The organism is Arthrobacter sp. Sr33, from assembly GCF_054511195.1.
Map to the genome: position 1 here is coordinate 52242 of NZ_JBTNDD010000013.1, position 16890 is coordinate 69131.

The 16890-nt window shown below is 66.8% G+C and carries 5 protein-coding genes; all 5 read right to left on the minus strand.

Annotated elements, in window-relative coordinates:
• Positions 1-7: 7 nt before the first annotated feature.
• The 5 genes from ACX80T_RS15155 to ACX80T_RS15175 all read right to left on the minus strand — a co-directional run bounded on the left by ACX80T_RS15155 (position 8) and on the right by ACX80T_RS15175 (position 16856).
• A complete protein-coding gene (locus ACX80T_RS15155; protein ID WP_459304849.1) occupies positions 8-598 on the minus strand; it encodes a hypothetical protein in 591 nt (196 codons plus the stop codon).
• Between the two features lie 73 nt (positions 599-671).
• Entirely contained in the window at positions 672-2909 is a 2238-nt protein-coding gene (locus ACX80T_RS15160) for a 3'-5' exonuclease (protein WP_459304869.1), read from the minus strand.
• A 4-nt stretch (positions 2910-2913) separates the two neighbouring features.
• On the minus strand, positions 2914-9318 hold the full coding sequence (locus ACX80T_RS15165) for a DEAD/DEAH box helicase (protein WP_459304850.1): 6405 nt from the start codon (positions 9316-9318) through the stop codon (positions 2914-2916).
• A 3-nt stretch (positions 9319-9321) separates the two neighbouring features.
• The gene (locus tag ACX80T_RS15170) at positions 9322-13962 is read right to left on the minus strand and encodes a class I SAM-dependent DNA methyltransferase (protein ID WP_459304851.1); all 4641 of its coding nucleotides are present in this window, start codon (positions 13960-13962) and stop codon (positions 9322-9324) included.
• Entirely contained in the window at positions 13962-16856 is a 2895-nt protein-coding gene (locus ACX80T_RS15175; protein WP_459304852.1) for a helicase-related protein, read from the minus strand. Before ACX80T_RS15175 ends, ACX80T_RS15170 begins: the two co-directional genes overlap by 1 nt.
• Positions 16857-16890 lie beyond the last annotated feature (34 nt).

Here is a 16890-nt window from a genome sequence, read left to right on the forward strand (position 1 = left end):
GTCCACATCAGCCCTTGCGCGTCCAAGCGGTCGCGGAGCTGGATGCCGTACTGGGGCGCCAACCGAATGAGTTCGTCAAGTGATTCCAGGAGCAGTTCGTACCTACGCGCAGGATTACCGTTGGCACCGCGGTCTTCCCACCCAACCAGCTTGAGGAATTTCTTGACGGCGCGGGCACGATAGGGAGGGTAGAGAGCGGATCCCTGGCAAGCAGAAGAATCGAAGCAAAGCCGATAATCCCGCCCACGGAGAACTGTTCTGGGTTGTGCGGTCGGAGCAGCGCAGCAAAATCATCAATGCGCCGGACGTCCGGCTCCCCGTCCCAGAGCAGGTCGATGACTTGACGCAGGTCGCCGGGTTTTGAACGGCCCAGATCGATCAACCGCATCATGAAGTACCGGTTCATCAGGTTCGACGAGGAAATGTCACGCCTCAGAGCTTCGAACCATTCCGGGTCCCGGCTCAGGTATCCCTCCCTGGTCTTTCGGAGACGATCAGCCAAGACAATCTTGTAGTTGTACTCTTCAGTGTCGAGGTCGACCGTCTTGGCGAATTGGGCGGCAAACTCCATGAATACGTTCCACTGTTCGTTGCTCATGCAGCTACCTCACTTGCGGGGCGTCGTGGCCCGTGCCCGGGCGGCGGGTTAAATGCGCTTCTCGTCTGGCCCATCATTCCGCCTTGCCTTTCGGTCGCAGATAGCTGCTTTCCCCGCCCGACGACGTCATCACCAGCGCGTCGCGCGCACGCGTCGCGGCCACGTAGAGCAGGGAACGCTCCCGCAGTTTCGCGTCTTCCTGCTCCACCGGCGGCAGGCGATCGAAACTCCACTTCGCCGGCATCTCGTCCGCGCCCACGCCCATCACGACCACTCGTTCAAACTCCATGCCCTTCGCCGAGTGCATCGTCATGACCGTCACCTTGCCCCGGCCGGCGGTGGTCCCGGCCTTCGCACTGTTGTTGCCGATCCCGGCGGCGGTCAACCCCGCCGTCGCCAGGCGCAGGCGCGGGTCCGAACGCACCAGGACCGCAATCGCTTCCGGCTTCACCCCGTCGTCGAGCCACCGCCGGATGTGCCCGGCCGCGGCCCCAACCTCACCCTGCGAATCCTCCGCGTGGACCAGCACCGGAACCGGGCCGGAACGGACCGAGCGATACTCGCTGGTGGCCTCCCGGTCATTCTCGATATCCGTGTACTCGGCGCCCTCGAGCAGCGAGATCGCGTAGGCCAGGTTCTCCGCTGTCGTCCGGTAGTTGAGCCGCAGTCTGCGCGAACGGCCGCGGATCTGGATCCCGAAACGCGAAAGCGGGACCTTCTGCCCATAGATCCGCTGGTGCGAGTCCTCGGCGACGAAGAGGTCATCGGGCCCCTCGGCGGCCAGCGCGCGAAGCAGCATCCAGTGCGCCGCGTGGAAGTCCTGGGCTTCGTCCACCAGGATGTGGTCGCACGGCAGGGGTTCGCCGCGTTCAGCCCGCGCCCGCAGGACGGCCGCGGCAACCGCCGCGAGTTCCGGGAAGGTGACCGAATCCGTCATCTGATAGGTCCGGCGGAACTGGGCGAACACCTTCCACAGTTCCTTCCGTGCGGCACGGTTCAGGGCCGTTCCCCTGCCCTGCCGCGACGCCCGGAGATAGCCCGGGCCGTCGGTCACTCCGTTCGCGAGCACCACCGATTGGTACTCCTGCTCCAGGAATGCGGGCTCCAGAAGGTCCGCTGGCAGGCTCGGGTCGCTCAGGTCGGCGGCGTTGCGGAAGTCCTGCACGACGCTCCTCACCTTGTGGCTCATCAAGTTCCGGCCGGGGCCGAGCACAGCGGCCGCGGCCGCCTCCGCTTCGGCTGCAGTTGCCTCCTGGATGACCCGCCACGCCACCTGGTCCATACCGAGGATGGCTACGCCGGCCCCGTTGAGCCCCACTTGCGGCACGTCGGGATCCAGCTTGGCCATCTGCTTTTCCAGGGAGGTGGCCAGCGTCCGCGTGAACGTGGTCAGCAGGATCCGCGCCTGCGGGTTCTCCCGCGCCAGGTCGCGCGCCCGGTGCACTAACACCACGGTCTTTCCGGTGCCCGCGCCCCCGGACAGCCGGTAGGAACCCTTCCAGCGGCCCTGCACGTACTTTCGCTGCTCCGGGTGGAGAAACACGCGCCAGCGGTCGATTTCCATGGACTCCAGGGCATCGCGCAACTCGTCCGGGCTGTCGCCCACGAAGACGAATCCTCCCTTGGACTCGCGCAGCACGCGGTCCAGGTGTTCGTCCTCGGGGACGTCCGGGGCCACCGGCGCGAGTCCCAGCTCGTCGCGGATGGCGTCCAGGTCCTCGCCGTTGGCCAACCCCAGCAGCACCAGTCCCTGCGCCTCGGGGAGCGTATCGATGACCGCGTTGAGCTCTGCGGGAGTGCGGGCGGCGAGGGCCTTCGCCGCCCCCTCCTCCTTGATGCCGGCTTCGGAAACCAGCCGGTCGGCGGTCCACGCGGCGGCGAGCCGGTTGTCCCATACGGGTACGACGGCGGTGGCGTCCTCCGCTGTTCCCGCCCCTTCCGTCGGTTCGGGTTGCGGCTCGACCGCGGGAGTTTCGTCCGGGACGCCGTGGTCCTCGAATTCGGGGGCGCCGAGCGCGAGGTTGAGCTTCAGGACGGTCGAACGCGCGACCTTGATGGCGTCGTCGTGGTGCCAGGTTCCGTAGTAGACGTAGTGCGCCTCGCCCTCAACGTCCATCTTGTAGAGCACCGCACGCCAGGAATCGTTGATCCGGCCGGTGCGGACACGCTTGTCCCGCGGCTTGGCCATGGGCTCGATGTGCAGCCCAGGAACGGTGTCGTCGACCTGCAGCTTCTGCAAGAAGTCCAAGACCTGCTTCTTGACCGATCCGTCGACCTTGTTCTTGGCCGACGCCATGGATACGTATGGCATGTTCCTACTTCCTGTCCTGGGCGCCGGAACCGTGTGCGTCCACGAGTCCCTCGACGTCCCCCGTGACGACGGCGGTCCACCCCGCGGCCGCCAGCGCGGCGCTGTGGTCTGTTTCGTAGACGACCACGATTTTGGCATCGGTCCAGACGAGCTGGGCGGGGATACCGTCGAGTTCCTCGCCCCACTCCTGGGGCACGGGCAGCTGTGCCGCGGCCAATTGCCCGATAAACGCGCGTTCCGCCTCGTCGTCGGCCACCTCCAGCACCGGCTCCCAGTCGATGGACACGCCGGAAACATGAACCACGTCGATCGGGGCGGCTACGAGGCCGGCCATTTCCAGGATCTCGGCCCGGGAGGTCGTGGTGCCGACCAGCGCGCCCTTCGGGGATCCGCGGAACGCCAAGACGTTGCTCCAGAAAAGCCAGCGCCGCCACGAATCGGCGAAGCCGCCGGACGCCACAGCTTCGGCCCGGTCGTCCAGAACCATCACGGCGGGAATCGCGCCGTTCGGAGCCTCGAGCGGATGGCCGGCGGCGAGCAAGTGGAGGTGCTCCGTCTCACGCGACCACCAGATGTCTCCGGCCAACAGCTTCGGCAGCACCCCCGTGCCCCCGAACTGGTACCCGGGGACCGTGGCGTCTGCGACATCCGTCTTGGTCAGGTTCCCTAGCGCCAGCGCGGCGGCCACATCCGCCAGCTTCCTCCAGTTCGCGTGGTCCGGCGACGTCATCCAGGTCCAGAGCATACCCATGGATCCGCCGCGCAGGGATGCGATGATTTCCGGGGACAGCGAGTACTTCTTGGTCAGACTGGACAGCATGACCTGGGAGACCCACGCATCGTGGACATTGTCCTCCGCCGCCTGCGCGTCGGCGAAGACGTCGAGGTCCCGGGCGGTGATCGCCCAGGGAACCACTCCCGCGAGTTTCAGCCCGAACCTCTTAACCGCGTCGTCGCCGACGCGGTTCATCCCCGCCTCGGGCGAGGCATGGAAGGCGCGTCCGTCGGTATAGATCGCCAGGTCCGGCACGTCCGGTCCCTCGTAGCTCAACACGAAGTCCGGCCGCGTGCCGAACATGTCGACCTGCGGTTCCAGCGTCCACCGGTGCGCCTGGGACGGGAGTTTGATGAGCAGGCGTTCGCCCTTCGGGCCGGGTTTGGGGGTGACCTCGGCGTTGACCGCGGCCAGCCGCGTCTTCAGCGCCTGCCGGAACGCGATCTCCAGGACGGATTCGCCGCTGGCAAGAACCACGGGTTCCTCGCGGACGGTCCACCGTGCGAACGCTGGTTCCTCGTCCGGTTCCAGTCCCAACAGGTCCTCGAGCAGGCGCTTGGCCTCCACGCGGGAGACGTAGTCCTCCGTGCCGTGCTCGGCGAACGGCAACAGGCACTGGTGGCACGCCCTGCGTCCCTCGTCGCCGCACGTACACCCGGCCACTTTCGCAAGCGCGGCCGCGAGTGCGTCGAAGACGTCGCGCGGACTCTTGAAACACGCCAGGTACCCCGTGCCTCCGGGCACGGCGTCGTGGATGAGCAGGGCCTGCCGTTCGGCTCCGCTGGAGGCATCGGGAACCGTCATGACGCCGAGGTGTCCGGGTGTCCCGCCCAGATGCTCCTGCAGCCCCAACAGCAGGGCCGCCTTCAGCGTGGGCAGGGCGAACGCGTCCACGGAGGTCGCGGCCGCGGGGAGGTGCAGTTTGACGCCCTGCGTCCGCAGTTCCCGTGCCAGCAGGAGGGCGCGGGTGTGCTCGTCGGTGCTCTTGCGGTGTCTGCACCAGAAGCGGTGCTCGTCGAAGTTGTTGGAGCGGACCTTCGTATCCTGTTTCCCGCAGTATTCGCACAACAGGAACCGTGGCGTGGTCACTTCCTGGCCGGCGATGGTCAGCGACGCTCCCCCGCGGCCCCGCTGGCCGAGGTTCAGCCAGGTCAGGTCCACGGCGGCGAGGTACTCCACGCCGAAGCCGTTGTGCTCGACGAACCAGCGCGCCTCCACGCCCGCGGGATTGATGTCGGCGACCGGCACCACGTGGAAACTGGCCCGCTTCCTGTCGTCGCGCGAGTCGTTGATGGCCGCCTCGTCGCGCTTGATCTCGGCGGTCACCTTCTTCAGGACGACGACGGCGTGGACGTTCCCGACGTCGTCGATGCCGGTGGACTGACACCGCGGGCACGTCGACGACTGGCCGAGGTATTGGACCGGCTGCTCGCCGGCCCGGTGGACGGGGTTCTTCCACCCGCAGAAGGGGCAGAGCTGCCAGTATTGGACCTCACGGAGGTCGGGACCCAGATCCACGGCATCGACCTGGATCTCCATGCCCTGCGCGTAAAAGGTGGAGCCGGGCGCGAGTTCGTGGATGGCGATGCCGGAGCTGCGGGCGAACGATTCGGTCCGGGCTTCGAACCCCTGCGTTTCCTCGTTGCGCCAGGAGACGCCGACGTCCAGCGTCACGGGATCACCGATCAGCGTGTAGTTGGGGAAGAGACCGTACATTTCGATCTTGGAGATCCAGTACTCGCTCCGTTCCTCCTGCGCCTCCCGGTAGAGGCGTTTGAGCTGCGATTCCCCGGAACGCAGGTCCCGCGCGGCCTCCTGCACCTTGGGGTGTTCGGCGTCGTTCGCGTACTCGTGGAGCCGGCGCTGATGCTCGACCTTGAGCTCCTCCACGGCGTCCTCGACGTCCTTGATGCGCCGCTGCAGGCCCTCGTAGTCCTCTTGCCACTGCTGGGACAGTCGGCCGATTTCGACGGGCAGCTCGTTGGCGAGCCAAGCCGCCAAACGCGCCCGTCCGTCGGCGGTGACCTGCTCCGCGGAGAACTGCCCGAGGAACGCGTGGAGAAGCTCGTCGCCCCGCGCCTGGACCAGCCCCAACATGTGCCCCAGATAAGAGTCCGCTTCCGTGGACTGCAGCGCCTCGCGCGCGGACCGCGGGTGCGGCGCCTTCGGGTTGCGGGCCAGCTGGTCACCGAGGAACGCGGCGAACTGCCGGGACAGGATCTCCTCGGCCTGCAGGTACGTGCTGGGCGGCCGGACCTTGCCGTTGATGACGGAGAGCGGGTCGTAGAGCTTCGGCAGGTGTTCGCCGCGCCCCCGGACAAAGGCCATGACCAGGGAATTGCCCGTCAGCCTCCCGGCCCGGCCGACGCGCTGCACGTAGCTCGCCACGGAGCCCGGCATCGACGCGAGCATCACGCAAGAGAGGTCGCCGATGTCGATGCCCATCTCGAGCGTCGGCGTGGCGACCAGCACGTTGGGCGCATCGGGCGTCTGCTCGGTGGCCTTGAAGGCGTTCTCGTACTCCAGCCGCAAGGTTTCGTCGAGCAGGGAGGTGTGTTCCCGGGCCACCACGCGTTTGCCGTCGGCCTCGGCGTACATGGTGCGGTAGAAGTTGTCCGGTGCCACGCTCACGCGTTTCATCCGGCCCCTGCATTTGGCCTGCTGGCAGGGCGCGCCGTCGAGCTGGTCCGTCACGGACTCGGTGCCGAAGCCCCGGGTCTTGCACGACTCGCATTCGAGCGCGTGGCGCTGCTGGAGCAGCGCGTCGTCGGTCGGCGTGGTCAACAGCAGGCGGTCCGCGCGGATCGAATAGACGCGGGATCCCTGGTTCGTCAGGTGTTCATTGAGGACGCCCTGCCGGGCGAGGTCCTCGAACAGCTCCCGGGCGAGGTAGCCGGCGTCGTCGGGGCTGATCCCCAACGCGCGGCTGGTCCAGATCGAGTACCAACTGGACTTCGGGGTGACGGGATCCAGCCCGTTCTCGGCCTTGGTCTGCCCGACGACGGGGAACGCCGGGGCCGGCCTCCCCGATGGGAAGGCCGGCATCCCCTGGTGCCGGGCGCGCCCGCCCCACACGTGGTAGCGGGCGCCGTCGTGCGTGATGTACCGGTCAAGCCATTCGTGGTGGATGCCGCCCTGTAGGCGCATGCGGACCAGGACACCGCGGACCCACGCGACGAATTGCTGGTCCGTCGGCTCGCCGACGCCGGCCAGGACATGCAGCTTCGCCTCCCAGACGCGCCGCGCCGACGCGGTGATGGCCGCGGCCGTGCCGGCGTCCACCTCCGCCGTGACGGAGCCGGTAAGTTCCAGGGTGCGGCCGAGCCGGCCCTGCAGGCCCAGCTCCAGGGCGGCGTCGAAGCGCAGCCGCCGCTTGACGTTCTCTCGGGCCCTCGCACGGACGCTCGGGGCGGCCGAGTCGTCCCAGAATTCCCGGAATCCGTCCCGCTCCGTCAGCTCCGGGGGCACCAGCTTGAACCGCTGCACCGCCGCCCCCTCCCCGGCGGGTGTGAGCATGGCCTGGTCGACGAGCTGGCTGAGCGTCACGGTCTCGCCGGGCTCGGCCCCGAACGCGTTCCGCAGCGCACTGCGCAAGTTGAAGGTGTGCGAGCGGGCCTGGATGAATCCGGCGCGGTGCGCGGCGTCCTGCACCGAGTCGGTGAAGACCAGGGCCTTCTTCTCGCGCGGGTCCAGGCCGCGCGCGCCGAACAGGTTGGACACCGCCACGGAGGTGAGCGTGGCAATGGCGCTACCAACGAACCGGATGGCGTCCGTCGCCATGCAGGACGGGCACATGTCCTTGCGCGACTGGTCGTCCGCCTCCAGGCCCGTATGCGTGAGCACGGGGATGATGCGGCCCTGCTGGAAGTCCTCGTCGTCATCGTCCGGGGCGTCAGCGCTCAGGGTCTTCTGCACGGTGTGGAAAAACCGCAGCCCCTCGTCCTTGGCCTCTTGGGCGGACTTCGTGCCCCGCCACACAGCCTCGGCCTCGTAGGCGGCGTGGATGAGGGCGCGGAAGGACGAGTCCCGGTTCAGGGAGGCCGCGCGGATCTCCGCCGGCTCCAATTCGAGTTCGGTCCCGGTGGGTGCCATTTTGGCCCCCCACCCGTTCTTGCCGCAGTGGCGGCAGAAGATGGCGGGCAGGTAGACGCGGTCGGCCTCGAGTTCGTCCTCGTCCACGCCGTCGTCGCCCCAGCGGTAGGTGTTGGTGGTATCGAGTACGCCCTCGATCCGGCTGAGTTCGCGGACCCAGACGTGGGTTTCCACCGTGAGCGCCCCGCGTCCGGCGATCGCCCGGGCGTGCGAGTAGAGCGCGATCACGTGGCTCAGGAACTCTTCGGCCTCCTCCACGGCCACGGCCGGGAATATGCCGGCGGCGAGGTCCCGCAGTCCAAGGGCGGTGCCGGTCACCCCCACGAGCCGTTCCGTCAGCGGGTGGTGCCGGAGAGCCCCGAGCAGCGCGTCGCTCGTGTCGGCGGGTGGTTCCACAAACAGCGCCTGCAGCGCGGCCGACATCAGCGTGGCGTGCGAGTCGTCCGCGCGGACCGCATGGTTGGTCGGCTCGATCTGATCGGCCAGTTCGTCGAGATCCCGCGGGACGACGGCGGGATCCGGGATGCTGAGGTCGCGCCACGTCTCGAAGGACATGCGTGACTCGGTGACGAGTGCGTCCTCGCCCATCCTTTCGCCGAAGATTGTCTCGGCGAAGGCGAGCATGGCTCCGGCGCCGGCCGATCCGCCGAGAGTTGCGGAGGTCGCCACGGGCGTGATGCGCCCGAGGGGCCGGCGAGTGTCCTCCTCGGTCAGGCCGACGCTGCTTGGGTCCTCGGGCCAGTGGGACTTGAGGGCGAGGCCCAGGCGGCGGAGGAGCATGGCGACGTCGGTTCCCTGGGCGCCGTCGTAGGTATGGAACTCGTCGAGGACCAAGTATTGGAGGCTGGTGGCGGAGTCCTGCCAAAGTTTGGCGTCGTCGTGCCGGAGCAGGAGCATGTCCAGCATCTTGTAGTTGGTCAGCAGGATGTCCGGCGGGTTATTGCGGATCTCGTGGCGGTCGGTGATGAGTCCGTCGGCGGTGACCCGCTTGCGCGGAGCATCCTGCTGGCCCGTGTAGAGGGCTGCCCGGATTCCGCCCAACTCCGTGTGCTCGGTCAGCAACGTGGCCAAGCGCCCCGCCTGGTCGTTCGCCAGGGCGTTCATCGGATAGAGAATGAGGGCCTTGATCCCGGTGATGCCGGCCTTCTGGGCGCGGAGGACGTGGTCGACGATCGGGAAGAGGAAGGCTTCGGTCTTACCGGATCCGGTGCCGGTCGTGACCAGCGTCGGATCCGGCCGCCGGAACCCGACCGAGTCGCCCGTTTTGGTGGTCAACCGCCTGAACGTCTGGTCCTGGTGCCCATACGGAGGAAAGCCGACGCCGTAGAAGTCCAGACTGTCCCGCCAGCCGTCGGCGGCCGGTTCGAAGGGAAGCCGCAACCGCAGGTAGGGGCCCTTGAACATGCCGTTGTCCGGGTGGGTGAGGAAATCGCCGATGGCTTCCTGCGCGCGCTTGTCCGACAGCGCGAACGTGGTGGTCAGGTAGTCCCGCAAACCTTCGACGAGGTCGCGGGCCTGGCGGGTGGGAAGCAGTTCCGTCATCGCTTATGCCTCCTCAATGATTTCGCCGTGCTCTTGGAGCATGGTCGAGAACCTGGCGTAGGCGGCGCGCATGTCCTCCTCGCGGTCGAAGCCGCGGAAGGGGAACTCGAAGGTGTACTCGACGCCGCTCTGCGGGTGCGTCCACTGGCGATCGGCCAGCGTCATGCCTTCCTCGCCGACTTTTCGGTAGAACCTGTTTATGTCACTGGGCACCTTGCGTCCATTGGCGTCGTAGAGATCAATCTGCTCGTAGCCGCGCAGCACCGGGAACTGGGTGCGGTAGATGATGCACAGCTCGTCGGCGCTCAGCCCAAGACTCAACGCTGACAGTGCGTCGAGTTCTACTTGTAGTTGGCGCCGCTCGGAGGCGACGCGTGCCGGCGAATCCGGCGTCCACTCCAAGCCGGTGATGCCTTTCCACAACGGCGCATAAGTTTGCGTCAGGCAAACGAGGGCGGTGCTGTGCTGTGCTATTTGGCGACCCAGCAGACCACCCAATTTAGCGGGGAGGCCATCCACGACAGAGCCGTAGAAGTGCCCCAATGAACCAGCCTTCACCAAGAAATCCACAGCGAGAGAACTCCATTGCCCGACACATTCAAGCATGGTCTCAGGTTCGTCGAAGAGCAGCCCATAGCCGGAAATGACTCCGTTGACGTGGGCCGAGCCTGGTGGCAACACGCTCGGGTAGAAGGTCCGCACGCCGGTTGTAGCCGCCATCAACCGCCAACCGATCCGGAAGTGATCGCGAGCCGAAGTCCTTTTCCCGTCGATCTCCCAGTGCGTGTAGTCGGCGTCGTAGTTGACGCTGCCATCGCGGACCGGCTGGTAGCTTGTGCGCGGGATGAAGTCGGCCGGGAGCGCTTCGAGATCGATCTCGGTCCAGTCCAGGTTGTTCTTCATGGTTGGGTTGGGCTGCTTGGCGAAAGGGTTCGCCACCGTGAAGTGGGGACCCTGAAGGATGACGTCATCCCACGAGTCGGCCACAGCGGAGCCCACGTCGAAATAGCCCTTCCTACGATCGATCGATTCGTCCCAGCCGCGCGAGTACTGCAGCCCCAGCTCACGCACACGCGGCGCCTTGCTGAGCTTCTCCAGAACACTCATGCTTGCCCGGTTGACCGGGTACACCATGCGCGCATGGAGCGGGGATGTTCCCGGTTCATCGAGGATGTCGGCCCACACCTTGAGCACGTCGAGATCGACGTTGACGACGCGCTCCGGGTGGGGACGCGTGTCCCATTTGCCCTCCGCGGTTTTCAGGCCCGGAATTTCGGTTCCGCCCTCATGGTCCAGCGATCGCGCAACCGTATCCGGATGGTAGAGCGACGCGGCCATCTGGAAGCGGGGTGCGTCCTGTTGCGCCCCGTAGACGTGCACACCATAGGACACATGGTGATCTATCTCGAAGAGCGACAATTCGTTGATGAACTGCCAGTGGCGCCGCAGTCGTCGATAGGTAGCTGCCCGCAGGTGGTGTGCCTTCTTTTCCGTGAAGTGAGACTCCGGGTGCAGGAGAGCCACTACACCCGCTTCAGAAGAACTCATCCACGTTCGGGCCATGAACGCGCGGTACAGGTCCGGTTGCAGCCCCGCCAAGACGGCATATTGAGACGTTGCCCCAAGGAACTCGGCCAACACCGGAGTTGGGGTCGCGGCCTCGACGAAATCGCGCGCCGCGCCGGGCAGGGCCAGAGTGTCGATTCGCTTCTGCCGGATCACTGCCTGGGATGGCTTTTCCGCCAACTGCCACCAGGCATCATGCTCGGCGAGGAGCGCCGACTCGTCGGAGCGCGGACGCACCCACGGCGGATTACCCACCTGCAGATCGAAACCTCCGCGCCCGAAGACAGACGCGAACTCCAGTTCCCAGTGGAAGAAGCCTTGGTCCTCGGCGATCCGGTCACACACCGCCAACCACGGGTGGCGTTCCGCCAAACGCTCCGAAGAGGCGACGGTGGCGAGACCCAACTCGAGAGTCTCGTAGGCGTTGAGCTCGTGCCAGTCGCTGTCGCCAACGAAGGACTTCTGACCCTCAAACTTGTTGACCTTGCCTCGGAGGCCGAGAATGCCTTCGAGCGCGCCGATCCACTCGTCAACGGTCGGCGGCTCAACGCCGGACTCGGTCAGGGGCCAGAACCACAGCGCGTTCCACGCGTTCATGACCCGTTTGAGTCGCTGGTACGCACCGTTCCGGTCGTTCAACGCCGCTTCGATCTCGGCACGTGTGATCGCCGTCGTTTCCTGCGTCCGCTCATGCGGCCAGTAATCAATGAACCGACGAGCCTGGGAATCAGCGATCTGTAGGCGCCGTAGCGCGATCTTCCACAAGACCTCGACTCGCTCGGACAGCGCCTTGAGACGATCGATCTGCGGTTTCTTCAATGCGATCCGAGTGCCTTTGGCCCATGCCTTGAGGTGTTTCTGCTCTTCGGCCGCGATGTCCTTGACCTCTTTGGCGTCCGCCGCCGCGCCCCATCCTTCGCCGGGCAGCAGGAAGTGGTGGATCCGTCCGACGACCGCCGGGTCGTCGGCATCGCGCGCCAGGGCGTCGATCAGTCCCACCAGCGGGTTCGGTTGCGGTTCGTCGGTGAGGTACTTCTTCGACCTTACGGCGTCCACCGAGTACGTCGCCCGGCGCGCACCGATAAGCGAGTTGCCGCGTTTGAGCCGGAGGCCGAACCACGGTGCGCTGAGTCCCGGCTGCATGGTGTCCAGCCACAGGGACACCTCGGCCAGCTCGACGGCCGTGGCGTTGAGGTCAACGCCGTGCACCTGGTGCAAGGCGATCTGCGCCTTGACCCGCTGGAGCTGCTGCGGATATTCGTCCGCGGGGATCTCGCGGTCCAGTTCCTTCTGTTTGCGCTTCAGGTACTCGCCAGCCAGTTGGCGCACGGTCTCGATGGCGAACGCGCCCGAGCCGAGGGCGGGCTCGCAAATGCTCAGTTCCAGGATGCTGTCCGCGGGAGTGTCCTCCTGCAGGAGCTCCTCCAGGGCCTGCGAGACCACGAATTTCGTCATCACCTCGGGCGTGTAGTAGGAGGCCGATTGCTGCCGCTCCCGGCCGGCCAACCGAAATACGAAGCTGCCCCGCGGGTGGTGAACCGGCTCCGACAAGCCGGTTTCCTCATCCCTGCGGGTGACGAAGTGCTTGGATTCGATGCCGTTGATGCGGTCCACCGGCACCACCCACGAGCCCTTGGACGAGTCGCCGTTCTTCGCGACCTCCCGCAGATCCTCCTGAGCGATGAAGCCCGTGTAGGACATCAGGCCCTCGTACACGGCACCCAGCTGGTTGATGCCGAGGTTGGCATAGGAAATGAAGCCGCGCTCGCCCTTGCTGCCCGCCTTGCTCAGGAGCAGGCGCTCGAGCACGCGCTGCAGCTCCATGTTGCTGAGGCCGACCTCGCCGATCAGGCCGGTCGCCGATGCAGCGAAGAGGTCCGCCTCCAGCGGTTCGAAGGCCAGCCCCTCATCCCGCGCGTCGGCATCCTCCGCATGCTCGGCGTCGGCTACGTCGTCATTGCCGCGGCTCCGCCGTTGCGCGGCATGGTCGCCGTTCACGAGCCGGAACAACAGGTCCAACGAATCGAACAAGTGCGTTCCCTGCTGGGCCTGAACGCTAGGGAGCTCCACCTGCACGAGCTCGCGGAGACGCTCCAGGCCGTAGCCGGCGTCGTACTCCCCCTGATTCTTCGGCAGGACACCGAGCTCCGGCGAGGCTTCCGCGTACAGCAGGAACAGGATCCGGTACAGGAAGCGCAACGACTGTCGGGCGAGCACCTGACCGTCGACGTCGTGGTTGTCCAGGCCCACGGCGGTCCGCCGCGTCAGGACGTCGTTGGCGATGATTTCAATCGACTCGCGGATGCCGTCCCGCAGGTCCTGCGAGACCCCGACCGCGTGCTGGCGGGACTCCTCCAGGCGGGCGTCCCACCAGATGGTCCCGTCCGGGCCCGGCATGATGGACTGGCGGCCGAAGATGGCCAGCAGGCGGTCGGTCTCACCGGCCTTCTTCGCGTCATTGCGGTCGGCGATGAGCTGCACGTCCGCCGCCAGGTAGCGGCCTTCCGGCCAGCGTTCCCGCTCGGTCAGGAACAGGCTGCTGCCGGCGGACACCACGATGTACTTCGGCGACGGATCGGACAGGTACAGCTCCGAGATCAGCTTGGCGAGCGGCTGCTGCGTGCGTTCCTTGCCGTCCAGCAGGTTCAATCCTAGAAGGCGCGACTCCGTGAGCGCGTCGTCTCCCCCGGCGGGCATGCCCTCCAGCCACAGGACGTCTTGGGTGTCGCCCAGCCAGAGGCCAGCGACCTCCGCGTTGGCGGCACCGCGCTCGAACGCCAACGGCGCCGGCGCCCCGGCAATGCCGAGCGCCTCCCGGAGACGCGCGTAGGCGGCGCGGGCCCCGCTGGCCGCTTCGGCGTCGTCCAGCTCATCCAGAGCGGCGAGTTCCGTCACCAGTTCTCCCCGTGCGGCGGAGAACCTCTTGGCGATGGTGGGGTGCCCCTCCTTCGCGTCGGCGTCCCAGCCTTTGCGCAGCTCCACGACCTGCTTCTGGAACGTGGCACCCTTGCCGTCTGTGGTGAAGTAATGCTCGCTGATCCAGTCCTCAACGACGACGATCGATTCGAACGCGGGCATCAGTTCTCCTCCAAGCCGGCGGTGGCGGCCACGGTGGGTGTTTCGCGGGGAAGAATCACGAGCAGCGGCCTCACCAGCTGTTGCTCTGGGCGCATGTCCTGGGCGAGTTCCTGTTCCGCCCGCACCCGGTCCTGCCGTTCGCGCACGTCTGCGCGCTGGATCAAGACCTGCGATTCGGCGGACCACTTCGCGGCCCGCTCCAACCAAGCGTCCAGACGCGAGACGGCGTCGGCGGAGAGCAGCTGGGACGTCATCCCGAGATGCCGTTCGGCGGCGTCCACCGCGGCAGGCAATTCGGCTTGGGACGCCACCACGGCAACGGGTCCAGGGTTGGACGGCTTCCCCACCAGCCCGACTTCCGCCAGGAAGCCTGACAGGTCCGCGATCCCGCCGGCGAATCCGTTGGAGACGCTGATGAATGTGCGATTGAGCAGCTGGCCGCGCTTGTTGGTGATGGTTCCGAGCATCACGAACGTCGGGTCTTCGACGTCCCCGCGCACCGCGAGCACCTCGTTGCGGGACATCGACGCCAAGGCGCGGTCGCTCGCCCAGTCCAGCACCGGGTGCAATGGTCCCAGGTAGTGGGAGGCGGGCCAGTTGGTCTCGTCCGACTTCCGGGCGGCATCCAGTGCCGTCTGGCCGGCCGTCACGGTGGTGGCCAGCTGCAGCCGTTCCATGACGCCGCGCTCCTTTAGGTAGTCCTGCGGGAGGAAGCGCAAGCGCTTCTTCAGGTCCGGAGTCGGTTCCAGAGACGCGATTCCATATTTCTCGTCAACCTTCCACCCCACCGTCTGGTGGGGGTCCACGAAGGCCTCCGCCAGCGCCTCGCGCAGGAAGGCGAGCTCCGTCGGGTACAGGTCGATCCGCTTCTCGAGCGTCACCGACTGCGCCCCGACGGCTGCCGGCGCTCCCGCACCCGTGGCCGCTCCGGCGTCGTACTGGTTGTTATTCGCCGAGGACTCCGCGCGGAGCAGCAGCTCCAGCTCATCGAGGTCCACGTCGGCGGCGCCGGGCACCACGGCCTCCACATCCCCGCCCGTGAGCAGGAGTTCGCGGATGGCCTTCTCCTCCGCGTCCACCGAGTTTTTGCCCATGAGTGCGGCGACGTCGTTGAAGACCTGGTGGGCCTCGTGTTCCTTCTCGATCAGGCGGGTCAGGACGCGGACATCCCCGGAGAAGTTCTCGTCCGAGGGGTCCAGGACCAGCGTGGCGATCTGCGGCGGGTGTTTCTGTCCGTAGCGGTCGATGCGGCCGTTGCGCTGCTCGATGCGGATGAGGCTCCACGGGATGTCGAAGTGGATCAGGTGGTGGCATTCGGCGTGGAGATTCACGCCCTCGGAGGCGACGTCGCCGGTGACAAGGACGCGCAGCGGTGATCCGCCGCGCTTGAACTGCTCCACGATCTGCTGCTGTTCGACGTCCGAGAGGCCTCCGTGGAGCATGCCGATGTTCTCCGTCTTGAGGCCGAGGGCCTTCGGCAGTTCCGCCTCGAGATACCTGAGGGTGGCGACGCGTTCGGCGAAGACGACGGCGCGGGTCGGCTTACTCTTCCCGACGCCGGCCCCGCTGAGGTGCTCGACGAGGGCCGCGAACTTGGCCGACTTCTGCGTCCGTGCCGTCTGGGCGAGGGCGAGGAGTCGCTCCAGTGCATCGGCCTCCTTGGCTGCTAGCGGACTCGTGGCGGTGGTGGCCCCTTGCTGGCCGTCGGCGCGGCCGAGCTTGCGGAGGCGCTCGGTAATCGTCGCGATGAGCGCGGCGGGGCTGGACAGGAAGGCCTTGGCGAGCGTCCAGCCGAAGAGCTGGTGGCCGGCCGGGCTGTTGCCGAGCGGGTGGATCCACGTTTTGGATAGCTCGTTGGCGACGGCGTCCTCGGCCGGGCTCGCCGCGACCAGCTTGTTCTGCGGCTCCGGCCGCTCCGCCCAGTCCGCGCCGACCTCCGTGGCGACCTCGTCGCTGTAGCGGTGGCGGCGAATAATGAGCTGCTGCACGGCGTCCTGGTCGATTGAGCCGTCCGGTCGGACCGCGGTGGGGTCCAGCAGCCGGACGAGTTCGGCGAAAGACTCCTTCTTGCCGTTGTGCGGGGTGGCGCTGGCCAGGATCAGGGCGTCCGTGCGGGGAGCCAAGATGCGCGCCAGCTCGTTGTTGAGCGTGCCGGCGTTGGTGAGGTTGTGGGACTCGTCGATTACGACGGCGTCCCAGCGGCGCTTCTTCAGGTGCTCGCGGTAGCGCGGTGTCTTGAGCGTATCGATCGAGATGATGGCGCGCTTGAAGTAGGTGAAGGGGTTGCGCGAGGCGGGGATGGTCTGCCGGACGCGTTGGATGCCGACGGAGTCGAGGCGCACGAACGGGAGCGCGAAACGGCTCCACATCTCATGCTGCATCTGCTCGAGGACGTGGCGAGGCGTGACGATCAGGATGTTGTCCCCACGGCCGCGGGCGACGAGCTCGGAGAGGATCATGCCGATCTCCAGCGTCTTGCCCAGGCCGACGGCGTCGGCGATCAGGATGCGCGGGCGGATGTTGGCCGGGTCCAGCGCCTTGGCGACGGCGATGCGCTGGTAGTTCAACTGCTTGGACAGCATGCGCGTGCTCACGGACAGCGCATTGCTGGTGGCGGGCATCGGCGTCTTGCGCAGCGTGGTCTCCAGGAAGAGACGCGCCCTACGGTAATTGGGCGAATCGTCCGCGACGACGCGGGCCAGGCGGGGGTCGACGACTTCGATGTTGTCGAGGTCGGAATAGAACGCCGCCTCGGTGTCACGGACGAGCTCGCTGAGGCCTTGGACCTTCACGAGCGTTCCGGAGGACGTAAAGCTCGTCGACGTGACGAGCCAATCCTCGTCGCGGACACGGATCACCGAGCCCGGCGCGACGTTGATGTCCGTTGCTCTCACCCGCGCTTCAAGCGACACGGTAAACCCCCCTGAG

What these genes read in the sequence shown, in the direction of transcription:
- ACX80T_RS15165 (WP_459304850.1), bottom strand. Translation starts at nt 9,318, where the DNA reads ATGACGGAACTGCTTCCCACCCGCCAGGCCCGCGACCTCGTCGAAGGT.
- ACX80T_RS15170 (WP_459304851.1), bottom strand. Translation starts at nt 13,962, where the DNA reads ATGCCCGCGTTCGAATCGATCGTCGTCGTTGAGGACTGGATCAGCGAG.
- ACX80T_RS15155 (WP_459304849.1), bottom strand. Translation starts at nt 598, where the DNA reads ATGAGCAACGAACAGTGGAACGTATTCATGGAGTTTGCCGCCCAATTC.
- ACX80T_RS15160 (WP_459304869.1), bottom strand. Translation starts at nt 2,909, where the DNA reads ATGCCATACGTATCCATGGCGTCGGCCAAGAACAAGGTCGACGGATCG.